The organism is Mesorhizobium sp. LNHC229A00 (genome assembly GCF_000502415.1).
GTDB lineage: Bacteria > Pseudomonadota > Alphaproteobacteria > Rhizobiales > Rhizobiaceae > Mesorhizobium.
Window position 1 is genome coordinate 196031 of the sequence record NZ_AYWQ01000012.1, and the last position, 18928, is coordinate 214958.

Consider the following 18928-nt stretch of genomic DNA (forward strand, 5'->3'; position numbering starts at 1 on the left):
GGCTCAATTCCCGTGGGAAAAACCGCGTCACGGTTTTCCCACGGGAATTGCGCCGCTTTTCAGGTCACCGCCGTCTTGACCGCGAAGCGCGCATCCTGCCAGGCGCCGGTGCGCAGGATATCTTCCAGCACCTCGACCGCCCGCCAAACATCGGCGTAGCCGACATAGAGCGGGGTGAAGCCGAAGCGGATGGTCGACGGCGCACGGAAATCGCCGATCACGCCGCGCTCGACCAGGGCCCGCATCACCTGGTAGCCGTTGGGGTGGAGGAACGAAACCTGGCTGCCACGCTGCTTGCCGTCGCGCGGGCTTTCCAGCTCCAGGCCGTAGGCGCCGCATCTGGCCTCGACGAGCTGAATGAACAGGTCGGTGAGAGCGATACTCTTCTTGCGCACCGCCGCCATGTCGACGTCGTCCCACATATCCAGCGCCCCCTTCAGCGCCCGCATCGACAACACCGGCTGCGTGCCGCACAGGAACCGGCGGATACCGCTGCCGGCCGCATAACCCTGCTCGAAAGCGAAGGGCCGCGCATGGCCCCACCAACCGCTGAGCGGCTGCTGGACCTTATCGTGATGACGCTCGGCGGCGTAGATGAAGGCAGGCGCGCCCGGGCCGCCATTGAGATATTTGTAGCTGCAGCCGATGGCGAAATCGGCATTGGCGCTGTCGAGCTCGACAGGCAGCGCGCCGGCGGTGTGGCAGAGATCCCAGACGATCAGCGCTCCGACCTGATGGGCCTTGCATGTCAGTGCCGCCATGTCGCGCAATTTGCCGGATTTGTAGTTGACGTGGTTGACCAGGATGACCGCGACGCGCTCGTCGATGAGATCCTCAATGGTCGGCGCATCAACGCCCTCAAGCCGCAACACCGTGCCGGGGCGCGTCGAGGCCACGCCTTCGGCCATGTAGAGATCGGTTGGAAAGCTGTCGCCCTCGGCGACGATGACCGAGCGGTCCGGCCGCATGCCGAGTGCGGCATGCAGCACCTTGTAGATGTTGATCGAGGTCGTATCGCAGACCACCGTCTGGCCGGCCGCCGCGCCGATCAGCCGCCCCAGTTGGTCGCCGAGCGCGACCGGCATGTCGAACCAGCCGGCGGTGTTCCAGGCACGGATCAGATCCTGCGCCCATTCCTGGGTCGCGGCTTTCCGCAGCTCGTCGAAGACGGCGGGTGCCGCGGCGCCGAGTGAATTGCCGTCGAGATAGATGACGCCTTCCGGCAAGATGAACCGGTCGCGCATGGCACGCAGCGGGTCCGCCGCGTCCATGGCTCCGACGGCTGCGAGATCGAGCGTTGCACGCATCATTTGTACATTTCCTGGTTATTCACGCCCTGGTTATTTCCGCCTTGGTGATTCACGCCGGGCTACTCACGAATAGCTTCGCGAACCGGTGCGNTTATTCACGCCCTGGTTATTTCCGCCTTGGTGATTCACGCCGGGCTACTCACGAATAGCTTCGCGAACCGGTGCGTACCCCCGGCTGCGCTTGAGGCTGGGCAAGGCAAGCATGGCCAGCACGAACAGGCCCGTCGCAAGCTTCAGGTCAGGCGGCGGCATGCCGGCCGCAAGGCAGAACGACACCAGCTGGTAGTAGATGATCGCGCCGGCGAAGGGCGCCAGCAGTTGCCGCCAGACCGTTTGCTTGCCGACGACGGCTTCGCCGATCATCAGCGCGGCAAGGCCGTTGATGAGAATTGCCAGGCCCATATTGACGTCGGCGAACCCTTGCGACTGCACCATCAGCGCACCGCTTGACGCCGAAAAAGCGCTGGCCAGCCCGACACCGCCTATGGTCGCGGCCCAGACATTGATGCCTTGCGCCTCGGCCATGTCAGGATTGGCGCCCACGGCGCGGACGGCAGTCCCCTTCTCGGTCCTGAAGAACATGTAGAGCAGCATGAAGGCGACAAGCGCGAGGAGACCCGCGACGACGATCTTGCTGGCGGGGAAACCCGGCCGCGCGAACGGCACCCAGTCGAACACCGAGGGCGAACCGAAGACCGACAGGTTGGACTTGCCCATGATGCGAAGGTTGATGCTGTAGAGCATCGTCATCATCAGGATGCCCGCAAGCAGCGTGTGGATGCGGAAGCGCAGATGGATGAAGGCGGTGCAGCAGCCCGCCGCGAAGCCGGCGACAAGGGCGGCGGCGATGCCCATCAGCGGCGATGCGCCGGCGGCAAGGAGAACGCCGCAGACGCAGCCGCCCAGCGGAAAAGCGCCTTCGCTGGTGAGATCGGGAAAATTCAGCATGCGAAACGGGATCATGATCCCGAGCACGACAAAGGCCAGGATCAGGCTTTGCGCCAGGGTGACCGGCATGATCGCGACGAAGCTGGCGAGAACGTCCCCAACAAAACCCATGATGATCAACTCGCCAGCAACATGCGATCGGTCTTGACGGAGAAATGGCCGATCAGATCGACAACCGTGACCCTCGCCTTCTCCTGCCCTGTGACTTCCAGGAGCACCCGGCCGGCATCGAGCATGATCACCCGGCTGCCATGGTCGACGGCGTGTTGCATGTTGTGGGTCACCATCAGGGTGGTCAGCTTCAGCGCATTGACGGCGCGCACCGTCGCGCGCATGACGATCTCGGCCGTGCGCGGATCGAGCGCTGCCGTATGCTCGTCGAGCAGCAGCAGATCCGGCGATCCTCCGACAGCCATGATCAGCGACAGCGACTGCCGCTGCCCGCCCGAGAGCAGGTCGACACGGGTATCGAGACGGTTTTCAAGGCCGAGGCCCAATATCGACAGGCGCTCCTTGTAGGACGCCAGCCGTGTGGCGTTCAGCCCCTGCCGCAGCGTGCGTTTTTGACTGCGCAGGTCGGCCAGCAGCATGTTCTCCGCCACGGTCATGCTGGCGGCGGTGCCGCGCATCGGATCCTGGAAGACGCGCGCCAATCTTTCGGCACGCTTGTGCACCGGCATCCCTGTCACATCCGCGCCATTGATCAGGATCTTGCCGGAATCCAGCACAAGAGCACCAGAAATGGCGTTGAGCATGCTGCTCTTGCCGGCCCCGTTTGAGCCGATGACGACCCCGAACTCTCCCGTGGCCAAGGACAGGCTGAGACCGTCCAGCGCGACCTTCTCGTCGGCCTGGCCTTTGTAGAACACTTTGCGCGCGGATCGTATCTCGAGCATCGTTCCTCCGTGACCTCGGGATGACGGCGCCGACGCCATCATCCCAGCAGTTCCGATGTTAGTCGACGATGCAGCCGCAATCGGCCATTGAAGCCGGTATCTCGACGCCGAACGCGGCCATCGCCTTGCGCGAGATCGTTGCCATGTGGTCCTTGTAGGCCGGGCGCGACGGCGCGATCGTCTTGGGATCCTTGCCCTTGAGGATCTCGGCGGCGATGTTGCCGGCGTTGATGCCGACCTGGGTGTAATTGACCGCGAAGCTCGCCGGCACGGTGCCGTTGCGGACCGCGCTGTCATCGGAGTTGACGACCGGGATACCGGCCTGGCGGGCGGCCGCTGAGACAGCGGCGATCGCCGGCTGAATCAAGTTCGAGGCCGGGCCGTAGATCACGTCGGCCTTGCCGGCGAACGAAGCGATACGCTGCTGGATGTCATTTACGTTGTCGATGCCGACCTCGACCACCTCGAAACCGGCGGCCGGTGCCGCCGCCTTGATCTTTTCGACCAAGGCAACGTCATTGGCCTCACCGGGATTATAAGGCACGCCGAAGCGCTTGGCGTTCGGCAGCAGCTTCTTGGTGAAGGCCATCACCGCGGCGACGTCCTGCAGATCGCTGGCGCCGGTCATGCCTTCGTCTCCGGCGTCCCATGATGGCACCAGCTTGGCCGCCACCGGATCGGTGACCGCGGCAAAAACGATCGGAATGCCGGAACCCGCGAGCGCTTTCTTGGCGATCTGCGAGACCGGCGTGGTGATGGTGTAGATCAGCTTGGGCTGCTCGGCCTGCAGCTTGGCGATCATCTGCGGCACCAGCGACGCATCGAAATTGGTGTGGCTCTCCGTGTAGACGACGTCCTTGCCCTCGACGAAGCCGTTATCCGTCAGCGCCTTCTTGAAGCCGGCTATGGCGGCGTTCAATTGCGGATGCTCGCCGAAATTGGCAATGCCGATACGGATCTGATCGGCCGCGGCACTGCCGGCGCTGACCATCAATGCGCCTGCCAGGGCCAAACCCGACAACCAAGCGGATTTCGACTTTAACATCATTTCCTCCCAGATTTGATCAGGGCCGCTTGGAAACGCGGCTGCTCCGCGATCATGGTCAGTCCGCCGGTCTGTGTCAAACATTATATATAATTGTGGTAGTAACCCAGTATCATATATACTTTTAGCCAGACGACGGATTGATCACGATGCGGGATGAGACGAGTTCCACAAAAACGGAAGCCGCCTATCAGCTGTTGCGGCGCGACATCCTGACCACGCGCCTCATGCCCGGCGCCCCGCTCAAACTGAGTGCGCTGCGCGGCACATATGGCGTCGGTTGGACACCGTTGCGCGAAGCCCTGTCGCGGCTCGAGGCCGAACGCTTGGTCACCGCCATCAGCAATCGTGGTTTTGCCGTGGCTCCGGTGTCGCGGGCCGAGCTGGAGGATCTGGCACGCGCCAGGATGGTGGTCGAGATACCCCTGTTCCTCGAATCGATGGAAAAAGGCGGCAGGGAGTGGGAGGATGCCGTAGTCACTGCCCACTACCGGCTCTCGCGTTGCAAGACGGCGGTCGACGATCCCTCCGACACGGCCGTCGACAGATGGGATGAGAACCACGAGGCTTTCCATGCGGCGCTGCTGAGCGCCGCCACATGCGACTGGCTGTTGCGGTTCCGCTCGACAATCTCGGATCAGTTGCGCCGGCATCATCGCTTTCTTGGTCTGGCGCCGACATTGCGGGCCGCGGCCGGCCTCAAGGACGGCTATGAACAGGCAATGGAGGCGTTGTGCGAAGCGATCGCGATCGAACACCATACTGCGATCATGGAAGCGGCACTCGATCGTGACGTCGAACGGGCCAAGGCGTTGATGACGGCGCATATCGGCTACACACTGCACGTCTATGTTCATAGCGAAGACAGCGGCGCGACCAGATACGCCGCCCGCGCCGGCAGCTTGAAGGGGTCGGGATAACTTCAGCGCTTCCGCGACGCCTATTCGCACGCGCTGGCCGGAGTGCGCCGAACGCCCGGGTCCATGGCCGCCCGGAGCTACCAATGGTTGGCATTTTGGTTTCGTTTCGTTCCGCGAATAATGAATCCATGAAATATACGGTACCCCTGGGAAGAAGCCTTCCAGATGGCTGATGCCAGCTCCATCGGCGGATAGGCCACAGGCCATTAACCAAACGATTTCAATGTGCCTGCCGATCGCGGAAAGGACCAGTTGCTGACGCCGTTGGGGGCAAAAAACTTCAGACCCCTTAACAAATTCATTAAACTTTAAACGGTTGCAGAACACAACTGGAACAGATAGTGTTTGTTCTGGGTTTGTTTTTTCGATTCTGGTTCAACCTTTCGTTCAATGTCTTGGGGGCCGCCATGCTGACACGCAAGCAACATGAACTGTTGATGTTCATCCACGAACGGCTCAAGGAAAGCGGGATACCGCCTTCCTTCGACGAGATGAAGGAAGCACTCGATCTTGCCTCCAAGTCGGGGATCCATCGCCTGATCACGGCGCTGGAGGAGCGCGGCTTCATTCGCCGGCTACCCAATCGGGCGCGCGCGCTGGAAGTGCTTCGGCTGCCGGACTCGATCGCGCCGGGCCTCAATGCGGCAAAGAAGTTCTCGCCAAGTGTCATCCAAGGCAGCCTTGGCCAAGGCAGTCTCGGACGCCAGATCAGGCCGGCCGCTGCGCCTTCGCGCCTGCCCGCGGCCGGCAACGACGACGATGCGGTTTCAGCCGTGTCCATCCCGGTCATGGGCCGTATCGCCGCCGGTGTGCCGATCGATGCAATCCAGCATCAGACGCATTCGATCTCGGTGCCGCCGGACATGATCATGGGCGGCGAGCATTATGCGCTGGAGGTCAAGGGCGACTCGATGATCGAGGCTGGTATCTTCGATGGGGACACGGTCATTATCCGCAATGCCGACACGGCAAGCCCGGGCGAAATTATCGTGGCACTGGTCGACGAGGAGGAAGCGACGCTGAAGCGGTTCCGCCGCAAAGGCGCTTCGATCGCGCTTGAGGCTGCCAATCCAGCCTACGAAACACGCATTTTCGGGCCGGACAGGGTCAAGGTACAAGGCAAGCTGGTCGGGTTGATCAGGCGCTACTGAGCCGGCTTTCCATCGGGCTTGTCGGGTTTTTTGTACGGCGGCAGCCCCCTCGCCTCGCGTGAGAATTTTCGCTGTTCGTGCCAGGGTCGGTATGGTCCGTCGACGGCGAATTCGATCCCGGCCCGGGTCGTGGCCGACTGGGGATTGAAGAAGACGGCAGCGCTTCCCTTGCGGGCGAGCTGCCGTTTGGTGACGACGAGAACCAGCGGATTGTGGCAGGTGTCATAGGCGGTCGCGTCGTTCACGATGATCAGGTCAGCGAAAGCGCAGGCTTTCCAGGTGGTCTTGCGGTCCTCGACATAAGCAATGATCGCGCCGGAAGGGTGCCTGGCAAGGCACAGGCCTTCGCGGCAGTAGAAGGGCGATCCCGGCGGCAGGTCGGCGGGACTGGCAACGTCGAATTGCCCGTCTGTCTTGTCGAACATTTCCGGTTTGACGATTGTTTCGGAGATCAGAGCGCGCTTCCAGTTGTCGGTTGCGAATTCGTTCGGACGTTCCCGGTTGACGGCCAGTTCGCCATTGCCGATCGGCAGCGCTACCAGCCGCGCATCTTCCGAGATCAGCACATCGGGCGCGCGCGTGTGCGACACAGTCAACAGGCCGGCGAGCGCGAATGGCAGCGCCGCGAGCCGCAGCCAGGTCGTCGCCATCGTCGCGATAACCAGCGCGACGGTGACCAGCAGCACGGATTGCTGCGAAATCAGCCCGACTCCGTCGACCGGAGAGCGCTCCGATATCCACGCCGACACGGCGATCATCGCCGTCAGGCCCTTGCCCATGAGGTAGAGAGCCGGCCAATCCAGTCCGAATGGCATCAGCAGCGCGCTAGCGACGGCCAGGAACATCACGACCGACACGATCGGCATCACGGCCAGATTGGCGAACAGGCTGAGGGGCGATACCCGCTGGAAATGCCAGATGGCAAACAGTGCCGTGGCGCTGCCGGCGATAATCGACGTCATGGCCAATCCACCTGTCGCCAGCAGGAATTTTCGCGTCAGGAGCCCGGGCAGGATCGCTTTGGCGGCGGTGGCCTGGTCTTTCCCGCACGGTGATCGGCCCAGCCGGCATAAGCGCCAACCAGGGCCGCGGTCGCGGCGAACGACATCTGAAAGCTTGGGCCGACGACCTCGTGCGGCGAGACCAGGATGACGGCGATCGCCGAGATCGCCAGATTGCGCATGGTCAGCGCAGCGCGATCGAAGAAGACGGCAATCAGCATCACCGCCAACATGATGAAGCTGCGTTCGGCCGCAACGACGACACCGGAAATCATGAGATAGGCGGCGATCGAGAACAGTGCGGCGGCGGCGGCGTATTTCTTCACCGGCCGGCGCGCGGAAAAGTCTGGTAACAGTGCGAAGGCACCACGCAGCAGACCCATGATGGTGCCGGCCACAAGCGCCATATGCAGTCCCGAAATAGAGATGATGTGATAGATGCCGGTACGCCGCATCGCTTCATTGATTTCATCGGGTATGCCGGCGCGCACGCCGACGATCAGCGCCGCCGCGATCTCGCCTTCAGCGCCGCCGACGCTGCCCCTGATGTGGTCGGCGATGGCTTCGCGGGCATTTTCAATGCCTGAGAAAAGGCGAGCCGATAGCGGCATCTCACCGTCAGCGGGGGAAACAACCGTCGGATTGCCGAGGAAGAAGCCGCTGCCGCCGATGCCGGCGAAATAACTGTCGAAAGAGAAGTCGTAACTGTCCGGCCGGACCGGGCCGGTCGGCGGCAACAGTTTGGCGTAGCCTGTGATGAGCGAGCCGGCGGTCATTCCCGGCGGTATCTTGCGTGCGGAAAGCCGGACCCTTTCCGGCGCATAGCGCAGTTTCGGCCGCGCGGTCGAAATCACGTCCATGGTCAGCCGGATGCGGCCGCTCTCCATCTCTTCGAGCGAGACCACGCGGCCGGTCAATTGCGTGGAGATTTCCGAACCCAGCATACGGGTTCCGGCTCGCCATGTTTCGACCTTCGCCGCGAGTAAGCCCAGCGCGCACAACAGCACTGCCATGAAACACAGATGGGTTTTCGACCACGAACGCGAGACGAAGGCACAGACCGCCATCAGCACCACGACCGCGACGGGCTTTGCAAAGTCGGGCTCGGACGCCAGCGAGAAATAGGCGATCGCCCCAACGGTCAGACAGACCGGCACCAGCAGGAACGCGATGCCCCGGTCGAGTTCGAGCTCCGCCGCCTTGGCCACGCCATGGCGCAGGCGAGGCAAGGATATCGGGCCGATTTGCCGGCGCACGCGTACGATCCTGCCCCCGGCAGGAGCCGGCGCCGGCCCACCCGCCCGCAGCGGCCTGGTTTCGGGCGCAGCCACGAGCGGCGATGGCAGTGGGATCGTCGGAGGCGCCGCAAAAAGGGATCGCTCGCTGACGCCGACAGTGGCATCCTCGCTTCGATCCGAGCTCCGGCCTCTTCCAGTCATCGGGTCTGCCCCTTGCACCCTCGACGCCCTATGCTACATGAACGCGCAACGCGCGAAAGTCCGCACGTTCCGCACCCAGCTTCAGACGTTTTCCGAGAGTTCCATGCCCGACAAGGTCATCACCCGTTTTGCCCCCTCGCCGACCGGCTATCTGCACATCGGCGGCGCGCGCACGGCGCTCTTCAACTGGCTCTATGCAAAGCATACCGGCGGCACGATGCTGCTGCGCATCGAGGACACCGATCGCGAGCGTTCGACCGATGCGGCCACATTGGCCATTCTCGATGGCCTGACCTGGCTCGGCCTTTCGTGGGACGGTGACGCGGTCTCTCAATTCGAGCGTGCGCCGCGCCATCGCGAGGTAGCCGAGGAATTGGTGCGCCTGGGCAAGGCCTATTACAGCTACGAGACTTCAGCCGAGCTCGAGGCAATGCGCGAGGCTGCACGCGCCAAGGGCCTGCCGCCACGGTATAACGGCCATTGGCGTGACCGCGACCCGTCGGAGGCGCCGTCCGGCGTCAAGGGCGCCATCCGCATCAAGGCACCGACCGAGGGCGAGACGGTGGTGAAGGACCGGGTCCAGGGAGACGTGCGCTTCCCCAACAAGGATCTCGACGACTTCATCATCCTGCGTTCGGACGGCAACCCGACCTACATGCATGCCGTCGTCGTCGACGATCACGACATGGGCGTCACTCACATCATCCGTGGCGACGATCACCTGACCAACGCCGCCCGCCAGACCGTGATCTACAATGCCATGGGCTGGGACGTGCCGTCGATGTCACATATCCCGCTGATCCATGGCGCCGACGGCGCCAAGCTGTCGAAGCGCCACGGCGCGCTCGGCGTCGAAGCCTATCGCGCCATGGGCTATCTGCCGGAGGCGCTGCTCAATTACCTTGCGCGGCTCGGCTGGAGCCATGGCGACGACGAGATCATGTCGATCGAGGACATGGTCTCGTGGTTCGACATTGGCGACGTCAACAAGGGCGCGGCGCGCTTCGATTTCGCCAAGCTGGAAGCGATCAACGGGGCGCATATGCGCCGTATGGCCGACACCGAACTGTTCGATATCTTCATCGCCACCTTGCCCTATCTGGAGGGAGGCTCGGCGATGGCGGCGCGCCTCGACGAGAAGAACAAGACGCAGCTGCTGGCAGCACTTCCGGGCCTGAAGGAGCGCGCCAAGACGCTGGTCGAGCTTGTCGACGGCGCCGGCTTCCTGTTTGCCGCTCGGCCGCTGCCGATCGACGACAAGGCGGCACTGCTGCTCAATGACGATGCGCGCAAGATCCTGCGTGGCGCTCACGAAGCTTTGAAGTCGCTGTCAGACGACTGGACGGCGGCCACGGCCGAGGCCGTGATCCGCGACTTTGCGTCGGCTGGCGGCCACAAGCTTGGCGCCGTGGCCCAGCCGTTGCGGGCTGCCTTGACCGGCAAGAGCACGTCACCGGGCGTATTCGACGTGCTTGCCGTTCTGGGGCGTGAGGAAAGCCTGGCGCGCATAGCGGATCAAATCGATTAGGAGCAAACTGGCCCAAGAAGATTGGCATTGAAAGGCGGGTTTCGCAGTGCAACATTAGGCCTTGGCCCAATCTGGCACGCACCTCCTAGAATGCGGTGGCGAATACGCGCATTGCGGTGATTTCGACGTGTCGCTCCGCGGAATTTGCCTTTGCCGGCATGAGGAAATAAGAAGGAGTTTGCAATGACCGAAGCTGCGAAAAAACTGGATGTGGGCGGCCAAGAGGAGGCCACGGCAACGCTGGAATTCGCCGGCAAGACTCACGAATTCAAGGTGCGAAGCGGCTCGGTCGGGCCTGACGTCATCGACATCGCCTCGCTCTACAGNACCTATGACCCCGGCTTCACCTCGACGGCAAGCTGCGAGTCGGAGATCACCTTCATCGATGGCGACGCCGGCATCCTGCTGCATCGGGGCTATCCGATCGACCAGTTGGCCGAACATGGCGACTTCCTCGAAGTCTGCTACCTCCTGCTCTACGGCGAATTGCCGACCAAGGCGCAGAAGGACGATTTCGACTACCGCGTGACGCGCCATACAATGGTGCACGAGCAGATGTCGCGCTTTTTCACCGGCTTCCGCCGCGACGCGCACCCGATGGCGGTGATGTGCGGCGTGGTCGGCGCGCTGTCGGCCTTCTATCACGACTCGACCGACATCTCCGACCCGTACCAGCGCATGGTTGCCTCCATGCGCCTGATCGCCAAAATGCCGACGATCGCGGCCATGGCCTACAAATATCACATCGGCCAGCCCTTTATTTACCCGAAGAACGATCTCGGTTTCGCGGCAAACTTCCTGCATATGTGCTTTGCCGTGCCGTGCGAGGAGTACAAGATCAACCCGGTGCTGGCGCGCGCCATGGAGCGTATCTTCATCCTGCATGCCGATCATGAGCAGAACGCTTCGACCTCGACCGTTCGCCTCGCCGGCTCCTCGGGCGCCAACCCGTTCGCCTGCATCGCCGCCGGCATTGCTTGCCTGTGGGGGCCGGCCCATGGCGGCGCCAACGAAGCGGCGCTCAACATGCTGGGCGAGATCGGCCATGTCGATCACATCCCGGAATTCATCGCCCGCGCCAAGGACAAGAACGATCCATTCCGCCTGATGGGCTTTGGCCACCGCGTCTACAAGAACTACGATCCGCGGGCCAAGATCATGCAGAAGACGGCGCATGAGGTTCTGGGCGAACTCGGCATCAAGGACGATCCGCTGCTCGACATCGCGATGGAACTGGAAAAGATCGCGTTGACCGATCCCTATTTCATCGAGAAGAAACTCTATCCGAACGTCGACTTCTATTCCGGCATCACCCTGAAGGCGCTGGGCTTCCCCACCACCATGTTCACCGTGCTTTTCGCGGTCGCCCGCACGGTCGGCTGGATCGCCCAGTGGAAGGAAATGATCGAGGATCCACGCCAGAAGATCGGCCGTCCGCGCCAGCTCTATACCGGCGCGCCGGAACGCGACTACGTGCCGATCGCCAAGCGCTGAGACAAGTGACAAGCGCTGAGACAAGTGGGTAGTGGTTCGTGAGGAGTGAGGTTGGAGAGTTTTCTAACTCACTACTCGTTACTCACTACTGCCTACGCACTCGCTTGATACACCCCATCACCACCTGCGCCGCGATCTCACCGGACGGTTTGTCCGTTGCCATGCGCCGTGAAATCTCGGCGAAACCGTCTTTCTGCCAGGCGCGCATGCCACTGTCGGCCAACAACGCTTCCAGCTGGCGTGCCAGATTGTTCGGTCTGACGTATTCGTCGTAGAACTCCGGGATCAACGCAAGATCCGAGATAAGGTTGGGCAGAAGCGCCGACCAGACGGAAACGAGATACCGCGCCACGGCGCGTGCGACAGGGTCGAGCCGGTAGCAAGAGATCATCGGCACGCCGGACAGCGCCAGTTCCAGGGAGACGGTGCCGGACGCGATCAACGCCGCGTCGGCCTTGCCGAAGGCCTGCCATTTGCGCTCGGGCTCAAGGATAATCTCGGGTTTTTCATCCCAGCGCGTGACCGCGGATCGTACGGTGTCCGCGACATGCGGCACCGTCGGCAACATCAGCCGAAGCCGATGCCCGCGTGCCCGCAGCATCGACACGGTCTCACCGAACGGCTCGAGCAGCCGCCGCACCTCGCCGCGCCGCGAGCCGGGCAGGACAAGCAGCGTCTTCACGCGGTCTGGTGAAAGATCACGCGGCTGGGCCTGCGCCCTGGCGGCCGACAGCACGCCTGGATCATGCGTCAGGCGATGGCCGACATAGGTGCCGGGCGGGCCACCCAGCCGATCGAGCTCCTTCACTTCGAACGGAAGGATGCACAGGATGTGATCGACATACGGCTTCATCGCCACCGCCCTGCCCGGCCGCCATGCCCAGACGCTCGGGCAGACATAGTGGACGATCGGGATCGCCGGGTTGGCGGCGCGCACCTTTTTGGCGACGCGCAGCGAAAAATCGGGGCTGTCGATGGTGACGAGGCAGTCCGGCTTGGCATCCGCAACCAACCCCGCCAGCTGACCGATCCGCCGCATCAGGCGCGGCAGGTCACGCAGGACGGCGCTGAACCCCATCAGCGCGACCTCTCCGGCGTCGAACGGGGAAACCAGCCCAAGCGCCTGCAGGTGGCGGCCACCGAGGCCGACGAGCCGTACCTCGCGTCCTGTTATTTGGCGCAGCGACTGGACAATGTCGGCGCCAAGCAGGTCACCTGACTCCTCACCCGCGACGATCGCGATCTTCAGCGCCCCGTCAGCCATATCAGGACTCCGTTGCGGCCAGGCCGACAATGAACAGCCCAAGGTCATTGGCACGCGAGAGGGTTGCGGGACCTTCGAGGATCAGGGAGCGTCCCGCCTCGACGGCAATGCCGGCAAGCCCGGCCGCATGCGCTGCTTCTACCGTCTGGGGCCCCATGGAAGGAAGATCCGCGCGCAGCTCCTGGCCGGGCTTGGCGCATTTGACCAGCACGCCGCGCGTCTTGCCGGCGATACGACCGTGGCCACGCAGCAGCCTGGCGCGGTCCAGCAATCCGGCCGTGCCCTCGATGCCTTCAAGCGCGATGGTCCGGCCGCCGACCGCGATCGCCGCCTGGCCGATATCCAGCGCCCCGATGGCTTTTGCCGCGGCAAAACCTGCCTCGATGTCGCGCCAGTCCGACGTCCGAGGCGTGGCCCTGGTCAACACCCCTTCGGCGGCGACAAGGTTCGGCACGATCTCGTGGGCACCCATCACCTTTATCCCCCGGGCCTCGAGTCCGCGCGCCACCACCTTGAGCAGTCCATCGTCGCCGCGCGCCAACGCCATGACGACGACGGGTATCACAGCGAGCAGGCTGAGGCTTGGACGCATATGTGTCAGCCTTGGCCTGCGCTTTATCTCGCCGGCAAGCACCAGATGCGTAATCCGGCTACGCTTGAGCAGCGGAATGAGCGATCCTATCGCCTCCAAGGCAAGGGTCTCATGCTCGTAACGGCACAATTCCGCCAGGCGGTCGGCCTCACCTTCCATGAGCACGATGAAGGGCGGATGACCCTGTTCGGCCAAACCGGCAGCGACTTCGACCGGAAGGCTGCCGCCGCCGGCGATGATGCCGACCCTGGCACCAGGCGGAAGTTCAAGACCAGCCGCGGCTGCCTCAGCCTTCGTCATCGGCATCGTCGCCATCGCCGCCCTTGAGCGATGGCACCGCATAGTGTCGCTTGCCGCGACTGGTGATGAAGTCGATGATCTTCATCGCTGTCGGCGACGAGGCGAACTCCACGTTGGCGAACTCGATGTTCTCGCCGACGGTGCGGGAGCGGTCGAAGATCGTCTTGTAGGCCCTGCGTAGCAGATGGATTTCGGAACGCGGCAGACCGGCGCGCTTGAGGCCGATGATGTTCAAGCCGCGCAGGCTGGCGCGGTTACCGACCGCGATGGCATAGGGAATGACATCACCGACAAAAGCCGAGCACCCGCCAAGAAAGGCGTTGTCGCCCACGCGCACGAATTGATGGACGGCGCTGAGGCCGCCAATATAGACATTGTTACCGATCTCGCAGTGGCCGCCCAATGTCGCCCCATTGGCGAAGGTGGCGTTGTTGCCGACAGCGCAGTCATGGGCGATATGGGCGTAGGCGAGGAAATTGCCATTGTCGCCGACCGTGGTTTCGCCACGGCTGGTGTCGGTGCCGACATGCATGGTCACGCCTTCGCGGATGGTGCAGTTGGCGCCGATGACCAGCGTCGTGCGGCCGCCCTTGTGCTTGGTGTTTTGCGGCGGTGCGCCCAGTGTCGCCATCGGATAGACCTTGGTCGACGCTCCGATGGTGGTCGCGCCCATCACCGAGACATGGCTGACCAGTTCGACCCCGTCGCCAATCACGGCATCGGCGCTGACATGGCAGAACGGCCCAATGCGCACACCCTGGCCGATCTGGGCGCCTTCTTCCACGACGGAGGAAGGATGGATTGACGTCTTGATTTTCATAGGCACTCAATCGTCAGTCGCCGGTGACCATCATGGCTGAAATCTCGGCCTCGGCCGCCTTGGTACCTTCGACCAGGGCTTCACAGGCGAATTTGAGCAGGTTGCCGCGCTTCTTGATTTTCTTGACATGGATCTTCAACTGGTCGCCGGGGACGACCGGTTTGCGGAATTTGGCGTTGTCGATGGTCAGAAAATAGACCAGAGACGGCTTCGATGCCCCGAGGCTGCGGATGCAGATGGCTCCGGCCGTCTGGGCCATGGCCTCGACGATCAGCACGCCCGGCATCACCGGCTGCTCCGGGAAATGCCCCTGAAAATGCGGCTCGTTTATGGTTACGTTCTTGATGCCGATGGCGGAGTCGTCGCCGTCGATGTCCACAATGCGGTCGATCATCAGAAAGGGATAACGGTGCGGCAGGAGCTTCATCAGCCCCAATATGTCGACCGCTTCCANATGCGGTCGATCATCAGAAAGGGATAACGGTGCGGCAGGAGCTTCATCAGCCCCAATATGTCGACCGCTTCCAGCGTTGTCGCCGCCACCATGTCAGCCATTGTCCTTGCCCTGCTTGCGTGCCCTGGCCATCGTGCGCAACATGGCTATCTCTCGCATGGCTTCCGCCATAGGCTGCGCCGGATAGCCACCCCAGATCTCGCCGGCGGGAACATTGCTCATGAATCCACTTCTGGCTGCAAGCTTGGCACCTGTACCAATCGTCAGATGATCCGCAAGCCCGACGCCTCCGCCCATGGTGACATTGTCACCCACCACCACGGAACCGGAAATACCCGAAAGCCCGGCCACTATGCAATTGCGACCGATGCGGACGTTATGGGCGATCTGCACGAGATTGTCGATCTTGGTACCTTGCCCGATGATCGTATCGGACATGGCGCCACGATCGACGGTGGAATTGGAGCCGATCTCGACATCGTCCTGGATCACGACGCGTCCGATCTGTGGAACACGCTCCGGCCCCTTGGCGCCTCCGACAAAGCCAAAGCCGTCCTGGCCGATCCTGGCACCACCATGGATGATGACCCGATTGCCGATCAGAGCGTACTGGATACTGGCGCCCGGGCCGACATAACCGTCACGGCCAATCTGGCAGGACTGTCCAATGACGGCGTTGGGCGCAATGACTGTGCCGCCGCCGATCGAGACACCTGGCCCGATGACCGCGCCGGCTTCGATGATAGCGCCAGCTTCGACATGCGCCGTCGGATCGACATGGGCATGCGGCGAAACGCCGGTCTCACCGGTCATTGGCCCCGGCGTGGCGGCTGTCGGGAACAGCAGGCGCCCAACCAGCGCGAAAGCCTGCTGCGGACGTGGATGAGTCAAGACAGCAACGGTGGAAGGCGCTTTGTTCGCGAATTCGGCCGGGCATAGGACCGCCGCCGCCCGCAGCGACGGCATCAGCGCGGAATTACGCCTGCCGTCGACGAAGACAAGCGCATTTGCGCCGCCTTCATTAGCCGGCGCCAGCGCTTCGATCAAAACGTCGGATTGGCCGGAATCGACTAGCACCGAGCCGGTCAGATTCGCGACTTCGGCCGCCGTATACCGGCGTGATGGCGCGAAGAACACCGGGTCGGTCATTCCAGAAGCTATATCCAGCTAGGTCGGAACATTTCCCCCGGGTCCAAAAACCCGGGAGCATCGTTGGCCGCCGATCAGAAGCGGGTCGATATGCCGAAGTTGAATTCCTGCACGTCGTCGCTCGCTTCCTTCCTGACCGGGATTGCATAGTCGATACGGATCGGACCAAACGGTGAAGCCCACATAAGGCCGAGACCAACCGAGGCGCGCAACTTCATGCCGGTGCTCGCGATGGTTATGTCTGGGGCGGGATCTGCCCCAAGATGTTGATTGATCTTGCTACCGTATAGTGTTGCAGCGTCGGCGAACACCGCACCGCGCAGGCCGAAGCTCTCGGGAATGACCGGCAACGGGAACTGCGCTTCGGCCGAGGCGTTGAAATAGGTCACACCTCCCAGATGGTCACCCGTAGTTGGGTCAACCGGACCAATGCCATTATACGCAAAGCCGCGGATCATGCGGTCGGTGCTCTGGAATTGATCGAAGATTCGCAGATTGCCGTCGCCGCCATAAGCCTCCACATGCCCTGCGCCGGCCGAGATCAGCCCGACAAGGTCAAGCTGCTCCGACAGCGTCTGGTAGATGCTGCCACGCCCGGTAATCTTCACGAACTTTGCATCACCACCAAGACCAGCCATCTCGACCGTCGTATTGGCATAGATGCCTTCATGTGGGTTCTTCATATCGTCAATGGTGTTGTAGACCAGCCCCAAGCTGATCGACGACTTGATCCATGGACTTTGCGCGATACCATCCAAGATAGCCGGTGAAATCGTGCAGTTAGGTCCATCCGGATCTCCAACGCTGGTAGCACCGCAATCGTCGTCGACCTTATACTTCTCTTGCGAGATGTTGTACGCCAACTGGGTGGTGATGCTGTTGGTGATCGGCAGTCCGAAGCGGATCGTCGCGCCGGTCGTGTCGCTGTCGTAATTGTTTTTGTATTGCCGCGTCGACTTGAAAATGTCGAAGCCGGCGGCGATGCGCCGCCCGAGGAAATAGGGCTCGGTGAAGGACAGGCTGTAGTCGCGCGAGTTCTTGCCGCCGCCGGCCGACACTTTAATGAACTGGCCGCGGCCGAGGAAGTTGCGCTCTGTGATCGATCCTTCAACAGACGGTCCAGCCGAATCGCCACCAGTCGAATAGCCGGCGCCAACCGAGAATTCACCCGTCGACTTCTCGACCACGTCGACCACAAGCACGACTTGGTCAGGGGCCGAGCCGGGCACAGTCGAAATCTCGACTTTGTCAAAATAATTCAAGTTTTCCAGGCGCTTCTTCGCGCGCTGAATGAGCACTTGGTTGAACGCATCGCCTTCGCTGACATCGAATTCGCGGCGAATGACGTAGTCACGCGTGCGGTCGTTGCCGCGGATCTCGATGCGCTCGACATAGGCCTTGGTGCCCTGGTCGACGGTGTAGACCACCGAAATCGTATGGTTCTCGAAATTGCGGTCGCCGCGCGGTGTCACCTGGGCGAAAGCATAGCCGGAACCAGCCACCTTCTCCGTCAGCGCAATGATGGAGTCTTCGACGTTCTTGGCGTTGTAGACATCGCCCTTGCGGGTTTCGACCACCGATTCCAGCGACTTGGAGTCGACTTCCGGGATCGTGCTTTCGACGCTGATGTCGCCGAAATTATAGCGCTCGCCTTCCTGGACGGTGATGGTGACCGTGTATTTGTTGGTCGCATTGTCGAGCTCGCCGACGGCGGACACGACCTGGAAGTCGGCATAACCGTGATTGTAATAGAAGCGGCGCAGCAGCTCCTGGTCGGCGCGCAGCTTGTCTTCGTCGTAGACGTCGTCGCGCAGGATGAACGAGACCCAGGACGAGCGCTTGGTGTTGATCACATCAGACAGGCGGCGGCTGGAATAGGCGCTGTTGCCGACGAAATTGATTGCCGCGATCTGTGTGCGATCGCCTTCGGTAACGTGGAAGACCACGTTCACGCGGTTGTCGCCGAGCTCCATGATCTGTGTGGTCACGCCGGCATCGTCACGGCCGATGCGCCTGTAGGCGGCCTTGACCGCCTCGACATCCGAATCGAGCGTAGCCTGAGAGAACGTGCCGCGCGGCTTCAGCTGAACCGCTGCCTGAAGCGCGTTGTCCTTGAGCTTCTTGTTGCCCTGGAACAGCACCTGATTGACAACCTTATATTCCGAAACCTTGACCACCAGGGTCGAGCCGACCTGGTTGATCTGGACATCCGAGAACAGGCCGGTGCCGAACAGCGCCTTGACCGCGCTATCGACATCGGAGCTGGAGAAGGCCTTGCCGGGCTTGATGGTGATGTAGTTGCGGATGGTATCGGCGTCGACACGCTGGTTGCCGCTCACCTCCACCCTGCTTACGACAGCGGCTTCGGCCGCCGATGTGGCAACGAACTGCACTGCGAGCGCGCCTGGTACGACCAGAGCGGCGGACAGTGCCGCCGCTGACGCGGCGTTTAGAAACTTGGATGCTGCCTTCATCGGGCTTAATAACCTTTTCTCGTAGTCCCCACGGCGAGAAAACCGGACGTGCGGTCATTTCCCTTACCGTATTAACCGGATTTTCCCTACACGCAAGGCTTCTGGTTAATTTGTATTTACTTAACCCTGTTGCGTGGCTTTCG

14 protein-coding genes and 2 pseudogenes are annotated in these 18928 nt (G+C 62.2%); 4 read left to right on the plus strand and 12 right to left on the minus strand.

Translation table 11 applies throughout. The annotated features are described in order from the left end of the window. Positions 1-59 precede the first annotated feature (59 nt). From kynU to X742_RS147745, 4 genes are all read right to left on the minus strand, one after another. Positions 60-1307: a kynureninase gene (kynU, locus tag X742_RS147760; RefSeq protein WP_023773799.1), complete on the minus strand. Its 1248-nt coding sequence runs from the start codon at positions 1305-1307 to the stop codon at positions 60-62. A 138-nt stretch (positions 1308-1445) separates the two neighbouring features. Beyond that, positions 1446-2369 carry an ABC transporter permease gene (locus X742_RS147755; protein WP_023773800.1) on the minus strand — a complete coding sequence of 308 codons (924 nt, stop codon included), beginning with the start codon at positions 2367-2369 and terminating at the stop codon, positions 1446-1448. A gap of 5 nt (positions 2370-2374) precedes the next feature. After that, the gene (locus tag X742_RS147750; RefSeq protein ID WP_023773801.1) at positions 2375-3154 is read right to left on the minus strand and encodes an ABC transporter ATP-binding protein; all 780 of its coding nucleotides are present in this window, start codon (positions 3152-3154) and stop codon (positions 2375-2377) included. 58 nt (positions 3155-3212) lie between these two features. Further along, positions 3213-4199: an ABC transporter substrate-binding protein gene (locus X742_RS147745; protein WP_023773802.1), complete on the minus strand. Its 987-nt coding sequence runs from the start codon at positions 4197-4199 to the stop codon at positions 3213-3215. Between the two features lie 149 nt (positions 4200-4348). Between X742_RS147745 and X742_RS147740 the strand changes: the two genes are divergently transcribed. Both X742_RS147740 and lexA read left to right on the plus strand, forming a co-directional pair. Beyond that, a complete protein-coding gene (locus X742_RS147740; RefSeq protein WP_023773803.1) occupies positions 4349-5119 on the plus strand; it encodes a GntR family transcriptional regulator in 771 nt (256 codons plus the stop codon). 407 nt (positions 5120-5526) lie between these two features. Continuing rightward, entirely contained in the window at positions 5527-6270 is a 744-nt protein-coding gene (gene lexA, locus X742_RS147735; protein WP_015317797.1) for a transcriptional repressor LexA, read from the plus strand. On the opposite strand, the pseudogene X742_RS01000000170410 reads toward lexA, so the two are convergent. Further along, positions 6264-8710 (minus strand): annotated as a pseudogene (locus X742_RS01000000170410) (ComEC/Rec2 family competence protein). The gene lexA and the pseudogene X742_RS01000000170410 overlap by 7 nt on opposite strands. Before the next feature lie 103 nt (positions 8711-8813). Between X742_RS01000000170410 and gltX the strand changes: the two are divergent. Beyond that, positions 8814-10238: a glutamate--tRNA ligase gene (gltX, locus tag X742_RS147730; protein WP_023773804.1), complete on the plus strand. Its 1425-nt coding sequence runs from the start codon at positions 8814-8816 to the stop codon at positions 10236-10238. A gap of 183 nt (positions 10239-10421) precedes the next feature. Then, on the plus strand, positions 10422-11732 hold the full coding sequence (gltA, locus tag X742_RS147725) for a citrate synthase (RefSeq protein ID WP_031248199.1): 1311 nt from the start codon (positions 10422-10424) through the stop codon (positions 11730-11732). Positions 11733-11817: 85 nt separating this feature from the next. On the opposite strand, the gene lpxB is transcribed toward gltA, so the two are convergent. The 7 genes and pseudogenes from lpxB to bamA form a co-directional block, all read right to left on the minus strand. After that, a complete protein-coding gene (gene lpxB / locus X742_RS147720; RefSeq protein ID WP_023773806.1) occupies positions 11818-12996 on the minus strand; it encodes a lipid-A-disaccharide synthase in 1179 nt (392 codons plus the stop codon). A 1-nt stretch (position 12997) separates the two neighbouring features. Beyond that, entirely contained in the window at positions 12998-13903 is a 906-nt protein-coding gene (locus tag X742_RS0137750) for an LpxI family protein (RefSeq protein WP_031248200.1), read from the minus strand. After that, positions 13875-14708 carry an acyl-ACP--UDP-N-acetylglucosamine O-acyltransferase gene (gene lpxA / locus X742_RS147715; protein ID WP_023773807.1) on the minus strand — a complete coding sequence of 278 codons (834 nt, stop codon included), beginning with the start codon at positions 14706-14708 and terminating at the stop codon, positions 13875-13877. Before lpxA ends, X742_RS0137750 begins: the two co-directional genes overlap by 29 nt. 13 nt (positions 14709-14721) lie before the next feature. Further along, positions 14722-15135, minus strand: coding sequence for a 3-hydroxyacyl-ACP dehydratase FabZ (fabZ, locus tag X742_RS147710; RefSeq protein ID WP_051407668.1), 414 nt, complete (start codon positions 15133-15135; stop codon positions 14722-14724). A 29-nt stretch (positions 15136-15164) separates the two neighbouring features. Then, positions 15165-15263: pseudogene (locus tag X742_RS1000000174145) on the minus strand (3-hydroxyacyl-[acyl-carrier-protein] dehydratase FabZ); the annotation flags it as partial. After that, positions 15256-16311 (minus strand): UDP-3-O-(3-hydroxymyristoyl)glucosamine N-acyltransferase, encoded by a 1056-nt coding sequence (gene lpxD / locus X742_RS147705; protein WP_023773810.1) that lies wholly within the window; start codon positions 16309-16311, stop codon positions 15256-15258. The gene lpxD and the pseudogene X742_RS1000000174145, both read right to left, overlap by 8 nt. Positions 16312-16385: 74 nt before the next feature. Further along, complete coding sequence (gene bamA / locus X742_RS147700; protein ID WP_023773811.1) at positions 16386-18785, minus strand: outer membrane protein assembly factor BamA; 2400 nt, start codon at positions 18783-18785, stop codon at positions 16386-16388. Positions 18786-18928 lie beyond the last annotated feature (143 nt).

Bases quoted from the DNA above. Each gene is read 5' to 3' on its own strand.
- kynU (WP_023773799.1), bottom strand. From the start codon at position 1,307: ATGCGTGCAACGCTCGATCTCGCAGCCGTCGGAGCCATGGACGCGGCG.
- X742_RS147755 (WP_023773800.1), bottom strand. From the start codon at position 2,369: ATGGGTTTTGTTGGGGACGTTCTCGCCAGCTTCGTCGCGATCATGCCG.
- X742_RS147750 (WP_023773801.1), bottom strand. From the start codon at position 3,154: ATGCTCGAGATACGATCCGCGCGCAAAGTGTTCTACAAAGGCCAGGCC.
- X742_RS147745 (WP_023773802.1), bottom strand. From the start codon at position 4,199: ATGTTAAAGTCGAAATCCGCTTGGTTGTCGGGTTTGGCCCTGGCAGGC.
- X742_RS147740 (WP_023773803.1), top strand. From the start codon at position 4,349: ATGCGGGATGAGACGAGTTCCACAAAAACGGAAGCCGCCTATCAGCTG.
- lexA (WP_015317797.1), top strand. From the start codon at position 5,527: ATGCTGACACGCAAGCAACATGAACTGTTGATGTTCATCCACGAACGG.
- gltX (WP_023773804.1), top strand. From the start codon at position 8,814: ATGCCCGACAAGGTCATCACCCGTTTTGCCCCCTCGCCGACCGGCTAT.
- lpxB (WP_023773806.1), bottom strand. From the start codon at position 12,996: ATGGCTGACGGGGCGCTGAAGATCGCGATCGTCGCGGGTGAGGAGTCA.
- X742_RS0137750 (WP_031248200.1), bottom strand. From the start codon at position 13,903: ATGGCGACGATGCCGATGACGAAGGCTGAGGCAGCCGCGGCTGGTCTT.
- lpxA (WP_023773807.1), bottom strand. From the start codon at position 14,708: ATGAAAATCAAGACGTCAATCCATCCTTCCTCCGTCGTGGAAGAAGGC.
- fabZ (WP_051407668.1), bottom strand. From the start codon at position 15,135: ATGAAGCTCCTGCCGCACCGTTATCCCTTTCTGATGATCGACCGCATT.
- lpxD (WP_023773810.1), bottom strand. From the start codon at position 16,311: ATGACCGACCCGGTGTTCTTCGCGCCATCACGCCGGTATACGGCGGCC.
- bamA (WP_023773811.1), bottom strand. From the start codon at position 18,785: ATGAAGGCAGCATCCAAGTTTCTAAACGCCGCGTCAGCGGCGGCACTG.